The 20,269-nt window shown below is 70.2% G+C and carries 16 protein-coding genes; 2 read left to right on the top strand and 14 right to left on the bottom strand.

From position 1 onward, the window contains the following. Positions 1-119 precede the first annotated feature (119 nt). The 4 genes from ACMCNK_RS24225 to ACMCNK_RS24210 all read right to left on the bottom strand — a co-directional run bounded on the left by ACMCNK_RS24225 (position 120) and on the right by ACMCNK_RS24210 (position 5,540). Entirely contained in the window at positions 120-2,939 is a 2,820-nt protein-coding gene (locus ACMCNK_RS24225) for a TIM-barrel domain-containing protein (RefSeq protein WP_412738661.1), read from the bottom strand. Positions 2,940-3,119: 180 nt separating this feature from the next. Beyond that, positions 3,120-3,920 carry an alpha/beta fold hydrolase gene (locus tag ACMCNK_RS24220; protein ID WP_412738660.1) on the bottom strand — a complete coding sequence of 267 codons (801 nt, stop codon included), beginning with the start codon at positions 3,918-3,920 and terminating at the stop codon, positions 3,120-3,122. Positions 3,921-3,955: 35 nt separating this feature from the next. Continuing rightward, the gene (locus ACMCNK_RS24215; protein ID WP_412738659.1) at positions 3,956-4,834 is read right to left on the bottom strand and encodes a MerR family transcriptional regulator; all 879 of its coding nucleotides are present in this window, start codon (positions 4,832-4,834) and stop codon (positions 3,956-3,958) included. Positions 4,835-4,901: 67 nt separating this feature from the next. Beyond that, positions 4,902-5,540 (bottom strand): class I SAM-dependent methyltransferase, encoded by a 639-nt coding sequence (locus ACMCNK_RS24210; RefSeq protein WP_412738658.1) that lies wholly within the window; start codon positions 5,538-5,540, stop codon positions 4,902-4,904. 336 nt (positions 5,541-5,876) lie between these two features. Here ACMCNK_RS24210 and ACMCNK_RS24205 point away from each other — a divergent pair, with 336 nt between their 5' ends. After that, positions 5,877-6,695 (top strand): hypothetical protein, encoded by an 819-nt coding sequence (locus ACMCNK_RS24205; RefSeq protein WP_412738657.1) that lies wholly within the window; start codon positions 5,877-5,879, stop codon positions 6,693-6,695. A gap of 106 nt (positions 6,696-6,801) precedes the next feature. Here ACMCNK_RS24205 and ACMCNK_RS24200 read toward each other — a convergent pair whose 3' ends face one another. The 6 genes from ACMCNK_RS24200 to ACMCNK_RS24175 form a co-directional block, all read right to left on the bottom strand. After that, complete coding sequence (locus tag ACMCNK_RS24200) at positions 6,802-7,008, bottom strand: hypothetical protein (protein WP_412738656.1); 207 nt, start codon at positions 7,006-7,008, stop codon at positions 6,802-6,804. 67 nt (positions 7,009-7,075) lie between these two features. Beyond that, positions 7,076-11,386 carry a Hint domain-containing protein gene (locus tag ACMCNK_RS24195; protein WP_412738655.1) on the bottom strand — a complete coding sequence of 1,437 codons (4,311 nt, stop codon included), beginning with the start codon at positions 11,384-11,386 and terminating at the stop codon, positions 7,076-7,078. Between the two features lie 336 nt (positions 11,387-11,722). Next, the gene (locus tag ACMCNK_RS24190; RefSeq protein ID WP_412738654.1) at positions 11,723-12,634 is read right to left on the bottom strand and encodes a LysR substrate-binding domain-containing protein; all 912 of its coding nucleotides are present in this window, start codon (positions 12,632-12,634) and stop codon (positions 11,723-11,725) included. A gap of 51 nt (positions 12,635-12,685) precedes the next feature. Further along, positions 12,686-13,711 (bottom strand): YeiH family protein, encoded by a 1,026-nt coding sequence (locus tag ACMCNK_RS24185; protein WP_412738653.1) that lies wholly within the window; start codon positions 13,709-13,711, stop codon positions 12,686-12,688. A 199-nt stretch (positions 13,712-13,910) separates the two neighbouring features. After that, positions 13,911-15,263, bottom strand: a complete 1,353-nt coding sequence (locus ACMCNK_RS24180) for an MFS transporter (protein WP_412738652.1) — start codon at positions 15,261-15,263, stop codon at positions 13,911-13,913. A 114-nt stretch (positions 15,264-15,377) separates the two neighbouring features. Continuing rightward, positions 15,378-15,668 carry a DUF1905 domain-containing protein gene (locus tag ACMCNK_RS24175; protein WP_412738651.1) on the bottom strand — a complete coding sequence of 97 codons (291 nt, stop codon included), beginning with the start codon at positions 15,666-15,668 and terminating at the stop codon, positions 15,378-15,380. Between the two features lie 424 nt (positions 15,669-16,092). Between ACMCNK_RS24175 and ACMCNK_RS24170 the strand changes: the two genes are divergently transcribed. Then, entirely contained in the window at positions 16,093-16,818 is a 726-nt protein-coding gene (locus ACMCNK_RS24170) for a hypothetical protein (RefSeq protein WP_412738650.1), read from the top strand. Positions 16,819-17,043: 225 nt separating this feature from the next. On the opposite strand, the gene ACMCNK_RS24165 is transcribed toward ACMCNK_RS24170, so the two are convergent. The 4 genes from ACMCNK_RS24165 to ACMCNK_RS24150 are packed head-to-tail and all read right to left on the bottom strand — an operon-like array spanning position 17,044 to position 20,268. Then, a complete protein-coding gene (locus ACMCNK_RS24165) occupies positions 17,044-17,991 on the bottom strand; it encodes an endo alpha-1,4 polygalactosaminidase (protein WP_412738649.1) in 948 nt (315 codons plus the stop codon). After that, on the bottom strand, positions 17,979-18,644 hold the full coding sequence (locus tag ACMCNK_RS24160; RefSeq protein WP_412738648.1) for a spherulation-specific family 4 protein: 666 nt from the start codon (positions 18,642-18,644) through the stop codon (positions 17,979-17,981). Before ACMCNK_RS24160 ends, ACMCNK_RS24165 begins: the two co-directional genes overlap by 13 nt. Continuing rightward, positions 18,641-19,537, bottom strand: coding sequence for an NAD-dependent epimerase/dehydratase family protein (locus ACMCNK_RS24155; protein ID WP_412738647.1), 897 nt, complete (start codon positions 19,535-19,537; stop codon positions 18,641-18,643). The genes ACMCNK_RS24160 and ACMCNK_RS24155 overlap by 4 nt, the downstream gene beginning before the upstream one ends. After that, positions 19,537-20,268 (bottom strand): sugar phosphate nucleotidyltransferase, encoded by a 732-nt coding sequence (locus ACMCNK_RS24150; protein ID WP_412738646.1) that lies wholly within the window; start codon positions 20,266-20,268, stop codon positions 19,537-19,539. Before ACMCNK_RS24150 ends, ACMCNK_RS24155 begins: the two co-directional genes overlap by 1 nt. Position 20,269: the final 1 nt, after the last annotated feature.

Genomic DNA, 20,269 nt, shown 5'->3' with positions numbered 1-20,269 from the left:
GTGGTCGCCCTTTCGGTCGAAAATCATCCGGCGATGATGCCCGCAGCATCCGGGAGGCGCAACCCCGTTTCCGCCCACGGCCACGGTCGCCGGCCCCTGCGCGTCGCCGGTGCGAGTGGTCACCAGCCTCCTGCGCGCTGGAACACCGGCATCGTGTCCAGCGTGGTGGTGACCTGCCGGGTCGTGCCGCCCTGGTACGTCTCGCCGGTGAAGTAGTCGATCCAGGTGCTGCCCGGCGGGAACCACACCGTGGTGGTGGCGCTCGCACCCGGCTCGGTGGCGGGCGCCACGAGGAGGTCCGGGCCGTACAGGTACTGCGCTCCGGCGCTCGCGTACGCCTCCTGCTGGTCCGGGTAGGCGACGTACATCGGCCGCGTGATCGGCAGCCCCGTCCGGCTGGCCTCGGCGGCGGCGCGGTACGTGTACGGCACCAACTGCTCGCGCAGCCGCAGGAACTTCACGGCGGAGGCTTTCGCGGCCGGACCGTACTGCCAGGGCAGGCGGTCGCTGTGGTTGGAGTGCAGCCGGTCGACGGGCTGGAACGTGCCCAGCTGGACCCAGCGCGCGTACAGGTCGTCGGGCAGTTTCGTGCTGCCCGGCTCGGTGCCGGGCTCCTGCAGCCCGAACGTGTGACCGCCGATGTCGTGGCTCACGGCCGCCAGGCCGGTCGCGGCGGACTCGCCGGGCGTGTAGCCGACCTCGTACCGCAGCGTCTCCCAGTCGGAGATCGTGTCGCCGGTGAAGTGCAGGGTGGTGCGTTTGTCGGCCCACGGCCCGGTCGGCACGGTGGTCGGGCTGCTGTAGCCACCCGCCTGCAGGGAACCGTACGCGCGGGAGAACGCGAAGCCGTTCTCGGCGGCGTACTGCAGGTTGATCCAGGCGTCGGGGGTCACGCCGGGCAGCGAGGAGCGGCTCGCGTCGCAGCACCAGTCGAGCCACCAGAAGTCGACGCCACCCGGCGGTGCCATGGAGCGGTGCAGGTCGAGGTACGCGGCGAGCTGGTCCGCGTCGCCCCAGTCGAACACGTAGCAGTCGGGGCCGCTGTTGCAGCCGGCCCGCAGGAGCTTGCCCTTCGCCGTGGCCTGGGCGGCGGCGAACCGAGGGTCGGCGCCGCGGATGCTGGGGTGGATGTTCAGGCTGGTGTGCAGACCTTCGGCGTGCGCCCAGTCGAGGAAACCCTTCGGGTCGGGGAACCTGGCCGGGTCGATGTCCCAGCCGTTCCACTTGTCGCCGTTCTTGAAGTCGGTGTCGACGACGAGGACGTCGAGCGGCACGCCCTCGGCACGGAACCGGGGCACGATGGTCTGCTGGAAGTCGGCCGCGCTGTGGTCGTAGTACTCCGAATACCACACCCCGTACGCCCAGCGGGGCAGCAGCGCGGTGGGGCCGGTGAGCGTGCCGAGTTCGCGCAGCGCCCGGGCGTAGTCCTGCCCGTACGCGAAGACGTACCCGTCCTGGTAGCCGCCGGTGTGTCCGGCCCGCGGCGTGACGGTCCGCGTGGCCGGGTCGAACAGGGCCGACGCGGTGTCGTCGAGCAGTGACCAGCCGTCCGCGTAGAGAATGCCGGGCGCGGTCGCGGCGGAACCGTCGACACCGTCGAGCGATCGGCGGTACCCGCCCAGCGGCGCGTGCGGGGCGAGCAGCGGGGCGTCGGGGCGGGTGACGGCCACCGTGTCGATGTCGACGTTGCAGCTGTCGTCGGTGGGGCAGCCCAGCCGTACCGTGTTGGTGCCGGCGGCCAGCGCGACCGGCACCGCCACCGTGCGCCAGTAGTCCCAGCCGCTGGTCGGTGCCAGCGTGGCGGTCACGGGCGCGGTCCCGCCGACCTGGACCGTCACGTCGCGGGCCCGGATGGGCTGCTGTCCGGCGCGGCCGTTCGCGTAGCGCAGCTGCAGCCGGTAGCTGCCGGCCGCGGGGACACCGGTCACCGTGAGCGCGTCCGACGCCCCGGCCCGTTCCAGCCCGGCGAGGAAGCCGGCGCCGGAGTAGCCGTTGTGGTCGGCGGCCGACTTCGCGCCGCCGGCCAGCGCGCCCGCGTCGGCCTCGCAGAGCGACCCGAATGCGCACGGTACGGATTCCGGCGGGACAGGTTGCGGGTACGCCGCGCCGGGCCGCAGGACAGCGACGCTGTCGACGTTGACGTGACCGGAATCGGCCGGGTCCCGCCGTAGCGTGATCTCGTGCCGGCCGGCGGCGAGCGTGACCGGCGTCCCGGTGACGGCCCAGGTGTCCCAGGATCCGGTGCTGGGCAGGGCGAGTTGCGATCCGGCGGCCCCGTCGACGGCCACGGTGAGGCTACGTGCGGTGTTCTGCCCGTCGGCGCCGATGAAGTTCGCGTACCGGGCGGCGTACTGATAGGTGCCGGTCTCCGGAACGGTCACCGCGATGGACGTCGCGGCACCGGGCGCCTCGAACCCCGCGGCGAAGCCCTGACCGGTGTAGCCGCCGTGATCGCGGGCGACGGCGACACCCAGCAGCCGGCCGGACTCCGCCTCGCACAACGTGCCGAGGGCACAGGCGGGCGCGGCGTGGTCCGCCCACGGCGCGGCCTGAACGGGCTGCGTGCCGGCCGTGAGCCGGACGGTCAGGTTGTCCGCCCCGAACGGCCCGGAGCCGACCTCGTACCGCAGCGTGACGGCACCGGTGTCGATGGTCAGCCAGCCGTCGTCGACGCGGCTCCGGACAGGTGACCTCCTGGCACCTTGACGGTTCACCACGTTGAAGGTCGCAGCGTCCACAAAGTGCGAGTCACCGGCGTACTCCGTGCGAATCAGTGTCGGGGAAAGCACCTCGAACCGCGCCTGCCCGGAGATCACCACGCCGTCCCTGTCGGCGGAGGCATTCGCCTGCGCCCGCACAGCCGGATCGCTGAGCATGGCCGCCACCGCGAGGGCCGCCACCCCGGAGATGACGTGTCGGAACAGGACGCGAACGCGCATCGAGTGCCTCCAGTGTGCTGGGTGGTCCCTCGCCGGCCGGCCGCCTGATTCTACTGATGCATATCGATGTCCCGAATTCTTCATTCACGCCATGAAACAAGGCCCAAAACGTGACGAGCCCCGGGACTGCCAGACTCTGGCGGTCCCCGGGGCTCGTCGCATTTCGTGATGCGGGCAGGGTCAGACTTTGGCGAAGAACGCCCCCAGCGCATCGGCCACCGCACCGGGGTCGAGGTCGACGGCCTCATGTCCTTGACCCTTGAGCCCGGCAATCGCGGATTCCGGCAGCTTCTCGTGCAGCAGATGCGTGATCTCCGGCGCCCAGGCCGGGCTGTCCTCGCCGAGGAGCAGCAGGACCGGCTGGGTCACCGTGGCCGCGAGCGCGGCCAGGTCGAGCGTGGTGAGGGAGTCGGCCTCGCGAGGCATTGTGTTCGCCATGATCGGGAACGGGTCGTACGCCATGGGGGTGTCCCGCATCGCCATGACCTGGTCCCGGGGCAGCCCGATGATCTCGATGAGGAAGCTCCCGATCGCCTTGCCGAGTTCTCCCGCGGCAACGAATGCGTGCAGGCGCTCCACCCACTCCACGGGCACCGTCTGCGGACCGGGCGGCTCGTACAGTGCGACGCGACGGACGGGCGCGCCCTGCGCCGCGGCGCCGAGCGAACACGCCGCGCCGTAGCTGTGGCCGAAAACGTCGATCGGCCCGTCCGCGCGGCGGCTCAGATGATCGGCGACGGCGCAGACGTCGTCGTACTCGGCCTCGATGCGGTAGGAAGCGGCGTCGCCGCTGCTGCCGCGGCCACGCCGGTCCATCGCGGTCACCGTATGTCGGGCGGTCAGGTACGGCCACAACGGCGCCCAGCGTTCGAGGCGGCACATTCCACCGTGCACCAGCAGCAGCGGAGGGCCGGAACCCTCGGTGAGCAGGCCGATCTTGGTGCCGTCGGAACTGTTGATGTACTCACGCTTGCCTTGCATCAGGCTCTCCTTCGTGTCGTTGTCGGTCTGGCAGGTCATGGAGCGTCAGGCGTTTCGGCGCCGCGGTGGCCCGCGACGGGCAGGGCGACGTCGCAGATCTCCTCGTCCGGGGCCGCGTCCGGGAAGTAGCCGAGGTAGACCTCGCGCGGCGGACCGATCCATTCGTCGCCGTTCTCGGCCACCCGGTCGAAGACCGCGTCATAGGCGGTCAGGATCTGGGGGAATTCCGCCTGCGCCCTGGTCAACCGCAGGTACCACTCGTCGTGTGCCGGTTCGACCCGGGTGGTGAGGCCTGCCCGCAGCGCCGCCGCCGGGTCCACCGGCAGACCGAACTCCACCGGTCCGTCGCTGTCCTCGCTGATCTCGCCGTGGTACAGGAACACGACGTTCCCGGCGGGGACCCCATGACGGCTTGCGGCCGCCATCAACCGGTGCACGCTCTCCTCGGCCACCGCGGCGAACTCGCCGATGGTGGAGTGGCGCTTCTCCGTGATGAAGTTCTGTTCGGCGACGTGGCGCAGCCGGGGTACGGCGAACCCCGAAGCGTGCCGATCGCCGGACAACTGGGCTTGGATGTACCGGGCCAGTTCCCGCTGCGACGCCGCCCGCCGCTCGACCTCGTCCCAGTACGAGGCAACCAGGTCAGCCGCCCGATCCCCGGAAACCGCGAGCACTTCCGCGACCCGGGCCAGCGGCATGTCCAGCCGACGCAGCAGCAGCACCAGCCGGGCCATCATGAGCTGGGTCTCCCGGTACCGCCGGTAACCGGTGTCGTCGTCCACCTCGGCCGGCACCAGGATCCCCTGGCTGTCGTACAGCCGAAGGGCACGTGGCGACAGCCGGGACCGCCGCGCGAACTCCCCGATCGACAACAACCGGTCGGCCTGCCCGGACGTGCCCCTTGCGATCTCCATGCGACTACCGTGCGCCTTGACGCAAGGTCAAAGTCAAGGGGCCGCGGTCAACTTGCGGCGGGCAGAATCAGCCCGGTCGATGGGCGTAAGCCTGCAACCAGGTGATGTCGCGGTGTGCGGCGCCGTGTCGGTCACGCTCGTTCTGCCGGATGACCTCGACGACGTCGAGCCCCGCTTCGGCGACCAGGCTGCGGACCCGTTCGACGCTCTGGTACCGGAAGAAGCGGGCACCGTCGCTGCTGAACCTCTCGACGGCGAACTCCTCGCCGTCGCCCTCCTTGAAACTGACGTACAGGGCGCCGCCCGGCCGTAGGACCCGGCCGAACTCCGTGAGCGCCTGCGCCACGTGCTCGTCGACCAGATGCAGCAGCGTCGCCTGGCACCACACGCCGGCGAACGTGGCGTCCGGAAAGTCCAATTCGCACACGTCCATGACCCCGAAGCGCAGTTCCGGATGCAACTGCCGGGCTCGGGCGATGAACGCCGGGGTGAGATCGACGCCGACGACGTCGACGCCGCGCGCGGCCAGCGATGCGGAGTCCCGGCCGAACGCGCAGCCCGCGTCGAGGACAGGACCCGCCCGGTCGGGCAGCAGCGCGACGAATCGATCCAGCTCCTGCCCCGAGTCCATGGCACGGGTCGCCCGCTCGTACCGCTCGGGGTCCTGCTCGTAGGCGGCCAGGGTACGAGCGACATAGCCATGCACGTGGACAGCGTAATCCCGGCGTCGGCCAGCCCACGCGCGTGCAACGCCCTCGTGCGGGCCACCGCGGCGCCGACCATGTGGATCACTTTGAGTGATGGGGCGGACGGTTGCGCTGCGTGACGTTTCGTCGATGTGCTGATGATCACCGGGCAAGAAGTGGACCTTGTCGCTCTTCGTCCAGTCCGTAAGCCACACCGGCCGTGACCGTCCCTTGCATCACGCCTGCCCCTCTGCAACATTTGCTCGGCTCGCGATGATCAACTACACGGAGGAACGATGGGTATCGGCCGTCTCGGCACGTTCGCGTTAACCACAGGTGTCGCTTTAGCTGGTGGCATGGGTCTCAGTGCACCGGCATCCGCGGCGGCTGGCGCGGATGTGGCGGTGCCGGCATTCCTGGTCGGGACGCTCGACAAGCCGCACGCGGTGGCCGCCAAGGACCTCCGCGCCGACTGCTCAGGCGTCGAAGCACCCAAGGCCGGGTTCAAGACCTGGAAGTTCGACACCGCTGTGGACGGAAAGTTCAAGGTCTTCACGGCCGTGTTCGTGGGCGCCAAGAAGAAGCTCGCCGTGGGCCGCTGGGCCGCCCTCGATCCCCAGCACCCCCAGAAGTACACCGCCCTCGGCAATCTGGGTGACCTTGCCAAGAAGCCCGAGTTCAAGGACATCGCCAAGCATCTGGCGAACGGTGACACCCAGCTGGCGGACCTGGCCAAGCATCGGGGCCTCAAGGCGCTTCCCAAGCTGGGGCTGCACGGCGCCATGACAGCCGACTTCGGATCGGACCGCGAGGCAGCCGCGCTGACCCTCCCGGCCGGCTGGAAGCTCCGCGCGGCGTCCACCGTGATCGAGCCCGAGGGCGCCGCACCCGAGGACGTCGCCGAGAACACGGCGACCACGCTGGAGGTCACCGGCGTGTGCCGGTCCCAGCGCCATCACCGCGCCAAGCACCACAACAAGAAGCACCACAACAAGAAGAAGCACCACGCCAAGAAGCACCCCGCGAAGCGCCATCACGCGAAGAACCACCACAAGAAGCACCATGCGAAGAACCACCACACCAACCAGCACCCCGCCAAGCACCACCCCGGGAAGAACCACCACGGCAAGCGGCACCACGCGAAGAACCACCACGCGAAGAAGCACCACGCGTAACAAACGGCAGAGGCACCCAAGTCCTGCAGCAGCGGCAGCGCGCCTACCACATACGGAAAGCGGCCCGGCTCGTCATGAGCCGGGCCGCTTCATCGTCGTGGCGTGCTCAGCCCACCACCCAGACCGCCTGCCCGATCCGGTCCACGTCTCCGGCCAGGCGCATCTTGCAGAACGTGCTCGGCGACACCAGCTCGACGGAAAGCTTCGGGTGCTCGCCGAGCCGGAGCTCCTCAACGGTGAGCGGACCCGAGACGACCTCGTGCTTCTCGTCCGTGAGATGCACGGTCGCGCCGACCCTCAGCACGCCCGTCATACACCGCACGAACATCTCGGCGCCCTCAGGCCCGCTCCCGTCGATCTCGTTGATCCGCAGAACAACCTCATTTGACTCCATGCCCGGCCGCCCTCCGTAGAAACTCCGCGATCTGCGCGTCGGTCAGCTTGGGGACCTCGTTCAGGTAGAAGTCCAGGTCGGCCTGCTTGATGCGGGTCGGCAGCTCGATGCCCATGTCCTTGAGTATCTGCCGGGCCGTGGACACGGTGATCGTCAGGGACGCCCGCGAACCGAACTCCTCCGCGCCGACCTCGACGAAGACCTCCGCCTCGGCCGACTTGAGCCCGTAACCCGCGTACTTTTCGAGACCTTCCAGGGCCTCGGGCAACGCGATCTGGACCACCGCCTCCGCCCCGGCCATGAACGTCTGGAAGTGCAGGGCGAAGATCGTCGCGACCCCTGGGTCGGTGGAGGTGGGCAGCATGCCGGAGGCCTGTGCCTGCTGGCCGCCGGGCCAATCCGGGTCGGTGCCGCGGAAGAGCGGGACGTCGCACTCGTCGTTGTGCACCAGCACGGGCCGGTCACCGGCCAGTACGTAGAACGTGTGCACGCCGGCGACGGTCAGGTTGTACATCTCCTGGTGTCCGGCGAACGTGTGGACATGGCGGACCCTGACGACGGACACGCTCCACGGCGTACGCAGGCGATCGCCCGCCCGCAGGTCGCTCGCACCCGCCCACTGACCCCGGGTCACGTCCCAGAACGGGTGTCCGGGCGTGGAGCGGATCGACCGGTGCCCGTTCAGTGAGACGTCGGTGAGTCTGTCGTCGGTGTTGCGGTGCAGGGCGGTGACCCGCCGTGCCGAGGTGACCCCGGTGGTCGGGTCGGTGGCGAGCACCCGGTCGCCCACCCGTACCCGCTGGATCGGCTCGCTCGTCCCGTCGGCGAGCAGCACCCGCGTACCGGCCGCGAAGCTGTTGCCGGTCAGGCAGCCCGCGACGAGGTCCTTGAGCTTCTGGAGCGCCGGGCTCTCGCCGAGGTCCTTCAGCGTCTGCTCGACCGTCTCGATGCCGCGTACGGTGATGGCCTTGACCATCGCGCCGACTTCCTCGGCGCTGAACGTGAGCTTGCCCGGCGCTGCCGCCATGGTCTCGATGATCTTCGCGGTGTCGATCGCACCCAGCGAGGCCAGCGCCCGTTGGATGCCCGCGCTGCCCCAGATCGCGGAGCCCGCGGCCAGGTCCCGGGCCACGCCCTTCGCGGTGCCGGCCGCGACGCCGTCGGCCGCCCCGTCGGCGGCGCCGGCCTCCTCGCCGACGCCCGGGAGTGCGAGGGTGGCGATGTCGACGAGCGTCATGCCCATCGCCTTCTGCCAGTTTTCCTTCCAGACGTCGGTGTGGATCAGCAGACCCGGGTCGTTGTAGATCGCCTTCATGCCTTCGGCGACCGCCTTGCACGCCTCCGAGGTGTCACCGTCCGTGGAGCAGTTGAACAGCGTGTACATCCCGGAGGCGAGGTTGATCACCTCGTCGATCGCGCCGCTGAGGATCGGCAGGTCCTGGAGCCACTTGTCGGTGTGGTCCTTGAGGTACTGGTCCCAGCCCTTCTGCTTGGCCTTGGCCTCGGCGTCGTCGATCTGCTTGACGACGCCCTGCAGGGTGTCGGCGAGGTGGGTCAGCTGGCCGACGTTGTCGGTGACGGACTTCGACAGGTTGTCGACGTACGTCGACAACGCGTTGACCTTCTTGAGGATGGAGGCCGCACTGTCGTCGGCGTTCTTGGCCTTCAGCGCATAACCCTGCGCGTTGTTGGAGGCCTGCCGGGCGACCGCCGCGTCGTGCCCGGCCTCGATCGCCATCGCCTGCGCGCGCTTCGAGTAGTAGGTGGCGACCCTGTCGGCGGCGTACGCCTGCTGGGCGAACACCACCGTGGCGTTCGCGTCCTTGGCCGCGGCGTTCGACGCGTCGATCGCGACCTTGCTGGCCTTGACCGCACGGTTCGCCGCCTCGGCCGCCTTCTGCGCCGCGACGTACGCCGGCTTGACCTGCTCGCCGGCCTTGAGCGCCTCCGCCGCGGCATGGTCGGCGGCAGCCTGCGCGTCGTCCGCGTGCTTCTGTGCGCTCGCGCTGCGGTCGTCGCCGATCAGCAGCGCGTTCGAGGCGATGTCGAGGGCCATCGCCGCGTCGCTGTCGGTGTCGGCGTACGCCGAGGCGACGTCGATCGCGCTGGCGGCCGGGTTCGCAATCCCGGCGGCAGCCACCCGGGCATCCAGCGCCGCGCGGTCGGCGACCCGGGACTGGAACGAGGCGATACCGGACTGGAACACCGCGGCCTGCGCGAACACCATTGTCAGTTCGGCGTCCGCGCGACCGGCGGCGGCGTGCGCGATCGCGGCCCGGGCGTCGTTCACCGCGGTACGCGCGTCCGCGTTGGCCTTCTGCGCGTCGTTGATCGCCTTGTTGGCCGCGTTGGCCGCGTCGACAGCGTCCTGGTGGGCGATCTGGGCCTCATGCGCGGCGGCGGCCGCGTCGGCGCGTGCCGCCGCTGCGGCCTGGGCCGCCGCCGTTGCCGCGGATTTGGCCGATCCGGCCGCCCCGGCCGCGGAGACCGCCTCGCGGTGGGCCTGGTCGGACGCGGCCTTCACCTTGCCGGCGTCCGCCTTGGCGATGTCCGCGTCCGCCTTGAGCCGGGTCTCGTCGGTGGTGCCGGCTGCGGCGATCGCGGCGGCCTCCGCGTTCGCGGCCCGGATGGCCGCCTCGTCGGAGTCCTTGGCCGCCTTCTGCGCCTTGCCGATCAGGCCCTGCGCCTGGGTCGCCAGCCCCTCGTAGTTCTTGCCGATGTCGATCGCATTTCGGGTGGTGTCCTGGGCGTGCTGACCGGCTTCGACCGACTTGTTCTGCTGGGTGACGGCCCGGCGGGCGGCGGCGAGCGCGGCCTGCTGCTGGGCGATCGCGACGCCCATCTGGGAACGGGCGATGTCGCGCTGCGCGGCCGCCTTCTGGTAATCGCTGCGCGCGTTGACCGCGCGCTGCTGGGCGTCGTTCGCGTCCTTCTCGGCGCGCAGCCGCTGGGCGTGGGCGTCCGCGGCGGCGGCCTGGGCCGCGGCGGCCATGGCCTCGGCATGATCGGCGAGCTTCTCCGCGATGGCCTGCTCGCGCTCGGCGGCCTGGCGGTACTTGACCGCGTTGTTCGCATCGACCGTGGCGTTGTGGTCGGCGTCGAGGGTCTTGGCCGCGGCCTCGGTCGCCTCGGCGGCGCGGCATGCGGTCTCGGCCGCCTGCTTGGTGGCGACGGCGGCGTCGGACTGGGCGCCGAGCACCTTGGACCACTCGATGCCGTGGCTGAGCCCGGTCGCTACCAGTGTGTCGGCGGCGGTGCCGGCCACTCCGGCCTGCGCGGTGACCTGGTCTGCGTTGCGGGCCGCGGCCGAGTACTCGGTGCACGCCTCGAGCCGCAGTGCGCTGATCTGCGCGGTGTGCGTGGCACCACCGGACTTGCGGACCGGCAGGTCCGCCGTGTAGATCGCGTCGGCCTGCTTGGAGTCCTTGTTGATCAGGCCGAGAGAGTTCGACGCGATGGTCAGGGACTGCGTGCCACTCACGCTCGCGGCGATGATTTTCGTACGGGCATCCGCGGCTTGCGTGGCCTTGGTCGCCGTCGCCGTCAGGTCGTCGAGCGCCTTCGTCCGGGCGGCCAACGCGGCGTCGATCTGCTGCTGCGCCTGCGTGTCCCGGGTGCTGGCAGCCTGGTAGCCGGTGTTGTAGAACTCGGCGATGACGGCCGGGTCCTCGCTGTCCAGTGCGGCCTGCCCGGCGGACTTCACCTCGTAGCCGCCGTGGGCGACGATGTCGACGACCCGGGACTGGATCAGCTTGGCCTGTGCGGCGGCGTTGACGACATCCTGGTCGTCGGCGGCCTTCGCGGCGGCGTACCCGACCGCGACGAAGTCGGCTATCTTGGCGTCGTTGTTGGTCGCCAGCGCGGCCGTGGCCTTCTGTTTGACGACCGAGCCACCGCTCTGCGCCCACTGCTGCACCTTGGCGCGGTTGTCGGCGGCGGCCTGCTTCGCCCTGTCGGCGGCGGCCTGGCGGTAGACCGGGAGCCCGTTGTCCAGGAAGTCGCGGATCTGCGCCGGATCGTTGGTGTCCAGGGCCGCTTTCGCGGCCGCGCGGACGTTCGGATCCTCGTCGTAGTCGGCCAGATCCTGGGCCAACATGCGATCGAGCCCGGCATCATCGATCGGCGTGTCCGTCGGGGACGGGGTGTCCGCGCTCAGCGGCCGTTGCAGCGCTTGCCGCACGCTCCACGTCCGCGGCTCGACCACCCGCGGCGCGGCCACCGCGGTGTTCGGCGCGGCCACCAAAACCGCCAGCACGGCAGCCACACCCGCGAACCAGCGCAGACGCCCGGGGTTCATCGAAGACTTCACGGCACCCATTCCCGAGATCGAGCAAATGAGAGGGTCAGCATGCTGCGGCGCCGAAGCAAGACCTTCCCCCGGTGCGAACCACGTCGACGGCGACGAATGATCGCCGACGCATAGTCATAGCAGCAGGCGCGGCTGGATGACACACCACTGTCGCCAGTCACCGCGTCGATTGACCGATATGAAAGCAGACGACCACGTTTGCAGAGCCTAAGATCACATTCAACGATCGCGATCGAGCCCGGCTACGCCGACTGCAGCGCGGCCGAGAACGCCATCGGGGCTGGTGCAAAGCTGAGCGCTTCGCGGCGCCGGCTGCGCGCACGGTCACCGCGCGGCGGCGATCTCCAACAGTTCTGCCGCCATCGCTGTCGGGGTGCGGCCGATCCAGAGGGCGTGCAACGGACGGGACAACGCAAGACCTTCGACCCGGAGCTCGACCAGATCGCCCGCGGCAACGGCCGATGCGGCGGCACGGGCGCTGATGACGCCGATGCCACCCTGGGCGCGGACCGTGGCGAGGATCGTCGTGGTCGACCCGAGGCTGATGGCATGCGGCAACGCCGGCGCGAAGCCGAGGGCCTGCTCCAGCGCGTTCAGAAACGTGTCACGCGTGCCGGAGCCCGCTTCCCGCAACAGCAACGTCTGGTCGGCGAGGTCGGCCGGCCGCAGCTCGCGCCACGCCTGCGCGGCCAGCGGATAGCCGGCGGCGACGACCAGCGCGAGCCGGTCGTCGCCGACGATGCGGGCGCTCAGGTCGGCGGGGATGTCGGGCGACTCCACGAAACCGAGGTCCACCGTGCCCGAACGCACGGCCTCGACGACGCCCTGGCTGTTCGCGACATCGGCGGCGATGTCCAGGTCGGGATGCGTACGGCGCAGGTTCAGCAGCCAGCCCGGCAACAGGTACTCGGCCACCGTGAGGCTCGCCGAGATGCGCAGCCGCGCCTGCCGGTCGGCGCGCAGCGTCAGCACGCCGTCGGCGAGGGTGTGGGCGGCGTCGACGACGCCCTGCGACCAGGCAACGACCGCCTCGCCGGCGGGGGTGAGGAGGCTCCCGCGCCGGGACCGCACCAACAGGGACACGCCGAGCCGGCGCTCCAGCTTCGCCAGCCGGGCACTGGCGCTGGGCTGGGTGATTCCATGCGCCTGCGCCGCACGCCCGACGCTGCCCGTCTCGGCGACGGAGAGCAGCAGGTCGAGCGCCGGCAGGTCACTTATCCACGGCGGCAGCGGCATCGAGCGCAGTCTGTCACGAGTACGGCGAAACCGGCGGTTCCCGCACTCACCTCACCGGGCAAGCAGGTGTTGCAGGCCCAGACTGGTCACGCTGACCGCGGCCCACAGGATCAGGCCGAGCAGCAACGGCCGGCCGCCGGCACGGCGTAGGGCCGCCACGTCGGTGGACAGACCCACCGCGGCGAGCGCGATCGCGATGAACAGCAGCGCCATCTGTCCCAGCTCGGCCCGGACGGCGCCGGGAATCAGACCGCCGGTGTTCAGCGCGGCCACCGCGAGGAACGCGACCAGGAACCAGGGCACGAGAGACGCAGCGAGGCGGGTCCTCGAGGTCTCCGCCAGGCCCTCACGACGCCGGGTCACGGCGGTCAGGGCAAGCACGATCGGAATGATCATCAGCGTACGGGCGAGCTTGACGACGACGGCGTATCGGACAGCGTCGCCCCCATAGGCACCCGCGGCGGCCACGACCGAACTGGTGTCGTTGACCGCCGTACCCGCGAACAGCCCGAACGCGTGCGCGCTCAGCCCGAGCGCGTGCCCGAGAGGCGGGAACACCAGCACCGCGACCACGTTGAAGAGGAAGATCGTCGAGATCGCGTAGGCCACATCGTTGCTCTTTGCCCGCAGCGCGGGCGTCGTGGCCGCAATCGCCGAGGCGCCGCAGATGCCGGTGCCGACACCGATCAGTGTGCGCAGGTCGCCGGATACGCCGAGCCAACGGCCGGCCAGCCAGGCGAGCAGCAGGCACACCCCCAGCGTCCCCAGCATGACCGGCAGGGAACCCGCGCCGACCGACAGCACCTCACCGAGCGACAGCTGCGCGCCCAGCAGCACCACGGAAAGTTGCAGGACCGTACCTTTGGCCCACGCCACACCGGGCTGCAGCAGGTCGGATCGGCGCCGCACCAGCGGACTCAGCAGCACACCGGCGGCAACGGCAACGACCGGCGCGCCGAGCACCGGAACCTGCCGTCCGATGACGGTGGCGGCCAGCCCGAGCACGGCGGCCATGCCCAGCCCGGCAACCTGGACCGGCACGCGGCGGCGACTCGGGGCCTCAGCAAGAACGATCACCTTTACAGGCTTCGCCGCGGCGGACCTACCCGGTAGCGGCCATTCCCGGACCACAGTCATAGACGGCGCCTATGACTTCACCCCGGCAGTCCGTCAGCCGCGACTCGAAACCTGACCTTCCGTTTGTCGTTCGCGACGGCGGTCTGTCAGCGGCCGTCATGGTTTGGAATTGACCTGCACAAACGCCGCTACGGCGTGGTCAACGGATCGGGTCGGGCACCGGCCCGTCGGCGGTGACAAGCGCGGGCTGGCCGGCCGGGATGCCGTCTTCGGGCTCAGGGCTGGAGGCTCGGGCATCGGCCAGCACCTCGGGCGGCACATGCGTCTCGAGGAAACGTCGCGCCATCCGGGTCGACCGGTGCACGCCGAAGGTGGCCACCACGATGATGCCGGCAATCACCAGCCAGCCGGCGGCTCCCCAGTTCATCGCGAGGAACGTGTACACCGCCGGCGCCCACACCTTGCCCAGAGTGCCGCTCAGGCTGGCCGCCCCCTGGTAGGCGCCCCGCTGACGCGGGTCCATCAGTTCGGCCTCGAACGTCCAGTTGGCGGCCGAGAGGTACAACTCGGCCCCGGTCACGGTGACGTGCCCCAACCAGACCAGGGCGATCGTGACCCAGCCGACGGTGTCGTGGGTCGCCAGCGTGATCAGGCAGGAGATCACGAAGAAGGTCGACGACACCCGGACCGCTCTCAGCGCGGTGGAAATGCTGTTGACTCCGCGTGCGGTCACCATCGGCAGGAAGATGCACATCACCGTGTTGGTGCCGAACAGGAACGCCAGCAGCACCCGGGGGGCGTCGGTCTCCTCGACCAGCCACAGCGGGATCACCACGTTGAGCAGCACCTGATTGGTCCAGAACACCCCGTCGAAGAAGTTCGTGAGCAGCCACCCGGGGTTGCGCAGCGGTCCCGGCCCAGGGACCTTCGCCTTGCGGTCCTCGGGCGTGCGGTTGTCGTGCGCGGCCCGCGGCAGCCTGCTGACGGCGGTGGCGTTGACCAGGAAGACCACGGCGGTGAACCAGGGCAGTGCATGGAGGACGACGTTGGAGTGGAACGCCAATGCGACTCCGCCGGCGAGAGAACCGAGTGTGAAACCGAGGTTGAGCGCGGAGTACATGTACGCCCGGGACCTCACCCGCTCATCGGGCGGCAGGGCGTCGATGGTGTACGCGCCGTACGCGGTGCCGCCGAGGGCGCCGATGACCTCCATGCCGACGGCCATGGCGACGTAGCCGTGGAAGTTGGTGATGAAGGGCCACACCGCGAACATCGCGGCCTGCCCGGCCGCGCTGACGGCCCACATCTTCTTCGGCCCGAAGCGGTCCACCAGCTTGCCCATCGGCAGCGCGGCGAGGAACGCGGCGATCCCCGCGCAGGTCAGACCGAGACCCACCTGGGCGGCGGACAGCCCGACGATCTGGGTGAAGAACACCGCCGAACCGGTCATGAAGGCGCCTTCGCCCAGAGCGAAGAGCAGCGACTGGGCGGAGAGCCGCCCCGCCAGAGGCGACGGGGGACGCACATGACGAAGGACGGCGTCGAGAATCACCTGGGGATTCTCAGGGTCTGGGAGACAGATGTCGCGCGATTTTCCGGTAGCGCAGGCAACGATGTGGTCGTTTCGCCCGGACCGTTGCCGTATCCGTCAGGATGGGCGGGTCGGCTATCGCGCGTCGACGGTCAGGACGATGGTGACGGGGTCCCCGGCCTCGACACCTTCGGCATGGCGAACCTTGTCCTTGATCGGCACGATGTAGCCGCCGTCCTTGGGGAACAGCGAGGTCGTCCAGGTGGTGCTGCCGATCCTCGCACTCACCGGGATCATCCCCCAGCCGTAGCTGACCTCCCCGGCGACGCCCGCCAGATCGTCGCAGTGCGGCTCGGGCACGGTGACGAAGTGGAACGGGGACGGGCCGCGCCAGAACCACACGTCACCGGTGAACTCCAGGTCCATGTCTGGAATCTACCGCTCCGCGCAGGGTCGGCCTTGTCACAAGCCCCCCGGATCGATCCGCCTGACCAGGCCCCGCTGGAACGAAGTTCCGGCGGCGCCTCACGGATGGCTGGGAACCGTGTGCCACCTGTCGGCGTCGAATCGTCAGTTGAGCACCAGCCAGGTGAGGCGTATCTGTCTGGTTGCGGGCGAAACTGCTCGATGGGATCGTTTGGCTTCAATCTGTAACGGCTGCGGCCACGGCAGGTGTTGGAGGGTGGACATGTTGGGGAAGCTGGGCGGGGGTCCCGGCTGGCGTTCGGTGCTGGCCGTGGTAGCGGTGTTCATACTCGGGAGCTGCGCTGCGCCGGGGTCCAGGGATTCCGGCGCACCTACCCGGCCGGGGTCCAGTGCTGACCCGACGGACCCGGTTGGGCTCATTGGTATGTGGACACTGGCCGACCCGGGCTCGGACGCGGGAAGAGCGATCGGCCTGACCCCGACGGAACTCACGATCTACCAGGACTGCGGCGAGTTGATGGCCCCCTGGCGCGCCGATCGACAGGGCTTGTTCATCGCCCACATCACCAGCAGTAGCGGCGGGTGCGACCCGCAAACCCGCGTCGCCTGGCTGGACAAGGCCGCCGGGTTCCAGCTGGACGGCCGTAACGTGGTGCTGCTGGACGTCGGCGGCGCAACCGTTGCCCGGCTGGTGGCCAGCGGCCAGCCGCCGCGTCCCGACCGGGAGTCGTTCGAGGTCACCGACGCGTTTCGCCGCTCACTCGACCCGCCGGCCGCGCTCCCCGCGCGTGTGATCCCGGCCGATCGACGGGGACTGCTCGGCCGTTGGGTACCGGTCCGCGGAGGGTCGAAGGCGCCGAAACAGCCGTACCTGGAGTTGGGCGCCGACGGCCGGTGGTCAGCCCTGGACGGGTGCAACGGATCGCAGGGCGGATGGGCCGCCGGATCGGCGGGCACCCTGCTGGCCTCATCCGGCATGAGCACCCTGATCGGCTGCGACAACGTGCCCGTCGGCGATTGGGTGTCGTCGGCGCGGCGGGCCGGGTTCGACGGGACGACGCTCGTGCTTCTCGACCAGAACGCCAAGGAGCTCGGACGCCTGCGCCGTGAAAGCGGCGCGGACGTCACCAGCGCACCGGCGGGGACCTAGGACACATCCGGGCGAGCAGTGAAACAGCCGCACACGTCGCCTCGGAACCGGTGAAGTTCACCTGGTCGACCTACGAACAAGGGCCACCTGATCCTCCCCGAGAAGATTCGTCCCTCCGCACAGAGTGATCAGGTGGCCGTTCCCTGCCAGTCAACCAGTGAGCGACCGAACCCAGCTCAGACGACAGACGCGAAGCTGAGTGGAGCTATTGGTCGCTCTCCGTTATCAAGCCCCGCTCGCTCGCCCGGGTGCGGTGCCGGCGGCGTACACCGTCGGACATGGGATGGCGAAGGCGTCCAGGTTGGTGTTCTTGCGCAGGGAGCTCAGGTGCAGGCGGCGTGACTTGTCGCAGTAGGCGGACGGCGGCAGGGTGTACTCGGCGTGCAGGACCGCCTTGCCGGCCTTGATGAACGGCGTCAGGAGATAGCATTCGTGGTACACGTTGCATGACTCGTTGACCGCGAAGTCGAAGTCGCCGACCAGCTGGGACACTTGCTCGACGTCGTTTTTCAGGGCCACCGACAGGCCGCGTTCGTGGGCGAGCTGCGCGATGAACCGGTTGAAGCGGAGCTGGTGGGCAGCAGTCAGCGGGAAACCGGTGTCGTTCGCGAAGCCGTCCATGAGGTCCGGTTCGATGCCGTCGAAGCCTTTCGCCTTGCACATGTCGAATCGCTTTGCCAGAACCGGTTTGAGCTTAGACGGGTCGCGGATGTCGAGCCACCGCTCGCCGGGCCACCCGTTGGTCTTGCCGAGCAGTTTCGTCGGCCAGTCGCGGTAGTCCGGGCGGAACTTCGCGGCCGAGCCGACCTCGACGTAGCAGACTGCCTTGCGGCCGAGGCTGTGCAGCTTGGCGACCATCTTGGCGTCGTTTTCGAAGCCGTCGATGTCGTAGATCTTGGCCGGGAAGCTCAGGTCGATCGGGCCCGAGAGCTGCCACTGCCAGGTGGTGTCGGGCGCGGGCACCCAGCGTTCCGCCGAAGACTGTGCGGCCGACGTCCCGGTCGCCGAGCGCCAGGCCGCGGACCTGAACGAGGCCGAGTCCGAGGACGTGAGCAAGGCCGACGACGCGGCCGAGGTGTGGGCGGCCCGGTTCTCCGGCGCGCCGGGCGAGCAGGCGGTGAGCAGCAGCATCGTGGTCAGCGCGGCGACGCGCTGGACGGTCATCGGCACCATGCCGCGACCTCCTTTGTGAGATAGGTGGGCAGGCCGTCCCACGGGTTCGGCCCGGCCCGGTCGGTTACGTAGACGCCACCCGCTCCGGCCGCGGCGGCCCGTTCCAGGGCCGCCTCCAGCAGCGCCGCCGGGGTGTCGTACACCAGGTGCCAGAGGCGGTCGGGTGGCAGCTCGCGGGTCCACGGCGGCACCGCGAGACGTTCGTGGTCGGTGTACGGCCCTTCGAAGGTCACCAGGGCGTCGGCGAGCGCCGCGTATCCGGGGTGCGGGTGGGCACCGTGGTTGAACACCACCGGGCCCGGCGCCCGGCGGCGGATGCCCGCCAGCCGGGTCGTGTACCAGGGCAGCAGGTCCGGATGGGTGCAGATGCGGTCGAGGAACAGGCCGACGGTCGGATACCAGTCCTGCCACCGGTCGACGTCGGCGTCCACCGCGGCCGGGTCGCGCCGGCCGTAGCCGGTGTCGACGTAGCCGAGCAGCGGCCGGCCGGTCGCCACCGCGGCCGCGGTCAGCTCCCGCTCGGGCTCCGGCCCCGGGCCGTCGGCCGAGTTCAGCACGATCGCGCGCACCGCGCGGCCGTGCCCGGCCAGCAAACGCCAGTCGGCGCCGGCCACCGCCGGATGGAAGTAGGCCGGTATCACCAGGGCATTCACCGCGCCGGGGTGAGGTGCGCCAGGCCCATGTCACGGAGGGATTCCGAGAGCTGGTACGCCGGCCGGAACCCCAGCGCCGACGCGGTCGCGGTGATGTCCGCCAGCTGCCAGGTGACCGTGCCGGACCGCGCCGATCCGGCACCATCCTCGGCCGGGATCGGCACCCCGGCCATCCCGGCCGCCATGGCCGCCAGATCGCGCAGGGCGGTGGCGCGGCCGCTGCCCACGTTCAGCACGCCGGGCAGCGGGCCGGTCGCGGTGGCCGCCGCGGCGACCGCCGCCGCCACGTCCCGTACGTCGACGAAGTCGCGGTGCCCGTGCAGCGGGCCGAGCCGGGCCGGCTCGCCGGTCGCCGCCGAGGCGCGGACCACCGACACCAGGCGGCCGGGCAGCAGCGTCCCGGGGGTGCCCGGCCCGATCGGGTTGAAGATCCGCAGCACGGTGGCGGGCCAGCCGTCGCGGCGGGCGGCGAGCACCAGTTCGGTCCCGGCCAGCTTGCTCATGCCATACGCGGAGACCGGCTGCGGCGGGTGGTCCTCCGGTACCGCGCCACCTTCGGGCACCACGCCGTACTCGGCGGCCGAGCCGAGGTGGACCAGCCGGCAATCGACGTCCGCGGACCGTAGGGCGGCGAGCAGGCGGGCCACCGCGACCACGTTGCCGGCGGCCAGGCCGGCCGGTTCACTGTCGGTGGTCCCGGCGCAGTTGACCACGACGTGCGGGGCGGCCTCGCGCAGCCGGGCGGTCAGCTCGGCGTGGCTGGTCCGGGCCAGGTCGAGCCGCAGCGGCTCGGACCGTCCGGCCCGGATCACGGTCACCGCCGGGTCGGCGGCCAGGTGCGCGTGCACCCGGCCGCCGATGAACCCGGAGGCTCCGGTCAGTAGGCAGCGCATCAGACCGCCCCGGTCGACAGCTGCCGCAGCAGGATCGGGCCGAGCGCCCCGAAATCCGCGTTGGCCCGGTCGTAGTCGTCCGGCCGGCCGATGTCGAGCCAGTTGCCACCGAACGCGTACTCGGCGGGGCCACTGCCGCTGGCCAGCATGTCCAGCACCAGTTCGTCGAAACCCAGGGGCAGGCCCGGGGTGTACGGGCGCAGCGCGCTCGCCGACATGGCGTACACCCCCATGCTCACCCGGTAGTCGATGGTGGGTTTCTCGGTGAAGTCGACGATCCGGCCGCTCTCGGTGGTCAGGACCCCGAAGTCGATCTTCACTTGGCGGCCGTAGGTCGCCATGGTCAGCGCGGTCCCGCCGGCGCGGTGCCGGTTGAGCAGATCGGCGTAGTCCAGGTCGGTCAGGATGTCGCCGTTCAACACGACGAAATGCTCGGGTAGCTGGTCCCGCAGGTGCAGCAGCGGCCCGGCGGTGCCCAGCGGCGACTCCTCGGTGGCGAAGTCGACCTGCTGCATGCCCCACTGGCTGCCGTCGCCGACGTACGCCCGGATCAGGTGCCCAAGGTGGCCGATCGCCAGGGTCACCGAGCTGAAGCCGCCTGCCGAGAGCTGGCGCATGACGATTTCCAAGATGGAGTACTGGTCGCCGATCGGCACCAGAGGCTTGGGCAGCACCGTCGTGTACGGACGCAACCGCACACCCTTACCACCGGCCAGAATCACAGCATGCATG

This window comes from Krasilnikovia sp. MM14-A1259, from assembly GCF_047159535.1.
In the GTDB taxonomy this organism is placed as follows: domain Bacteria; phylum Actinomycetota; class Actinomycetes; order Mycobacteriales; family Micromonosporaceae; genus Actinoplanes.
This window is presented reverse-complemented; position numbering and strand designations above follow the sequence as displayed.

Bases quoted from the DNA above. Each gene is read 5' to 3' on its own strand.
- ACMCNK_RS24165 (WP_412738649.1), bottom strand. From the start codon at position 17,991: ATGGTGCCGATGACCGTCCAGCGCGTCGCCGCGCTGACCACGATGCTG.
- ACMCNK_RS24220 (WP_412738660.1), bottom strand. From the start codon at position 3,920: ATGCAAGGCAAGCGTGAGTACATCAACAGTTCCGACGGCACCAAGATC.
- ACMCNK_RS24195 (WP_412738655.1), bottom strand. From the start codon at position 11,386: ATGAACCCCGGGCGTCTGCGCTGGTTCGCGGGTGTGGCTGCCGTGCTG.
- ACMCNK_RS24190 (WP_412738654.1), bottom strand. From the start codon at position 12,634: ATGCCGCTGCCGCCGTGGATAAGTGACCTGCCGGCGCTCGACCTGCTG.
- ACMCNK_RS24215 (WP_412738659.1), bottom strand. From the start codon at position 4,834: ATGGAGATCGCAAGGGGCACGTCCGGGCAGGCCGACCGGTTGTTGTCG.
- ACMCNK_RS24170 (WP_412738650.1), top strand. From the start codon at position 16,093: ATGTGGACACTGGCCGACCCGGGCTCGGACGCGGGAAGAGCGATCGGC.
- ACMCNK_RS24205 (WP_412738657.1), top strand. From the start codon at position 5,877: ATGGGTCTCAGTGCACCGGCATCCGCGGCGGCTGGCGCGGATGTGGCG.
- ACMCNK_RS24200 (WP_412738656.1), bottom strand. From the start codon at position 7,008: ATGACGGGCGTGCTGAGGGTCGGCGCGACCGTGCATCTCACGGACGAG.
- ACMCNK_RS24155 (WP_412738647.1), bottom strand. From the start codon at position 19,537: ATGCGCTGCCTACTGACCGGAGCCTCCGGGTTCATCGGCGGCCGGGTG.
- ACMCNK_RS24225 (WP_412738661.1), bottom strand. From the start codon at position 2,939: ATGCGCGTTCGCGTCCTGTTCCGACACGTCATCTCCGGGGTGGCGGCC.
- ACMCNK_RS24175 (WP_412738651.1), bottom strand. From the start codon at position 15,668: ATGGACCTGGAGTTCACCGGTGACGTGTGGTTCTGGCGCGGCCCGTCC.
- ACMCNK_RS24150 (WP_412738646.1), bottom strand. From the start codon at position 20,268: ATGCATGCTGTGATTCTGGCCGGTGGTAAGGGTGTGCGGTTGCGTCCG.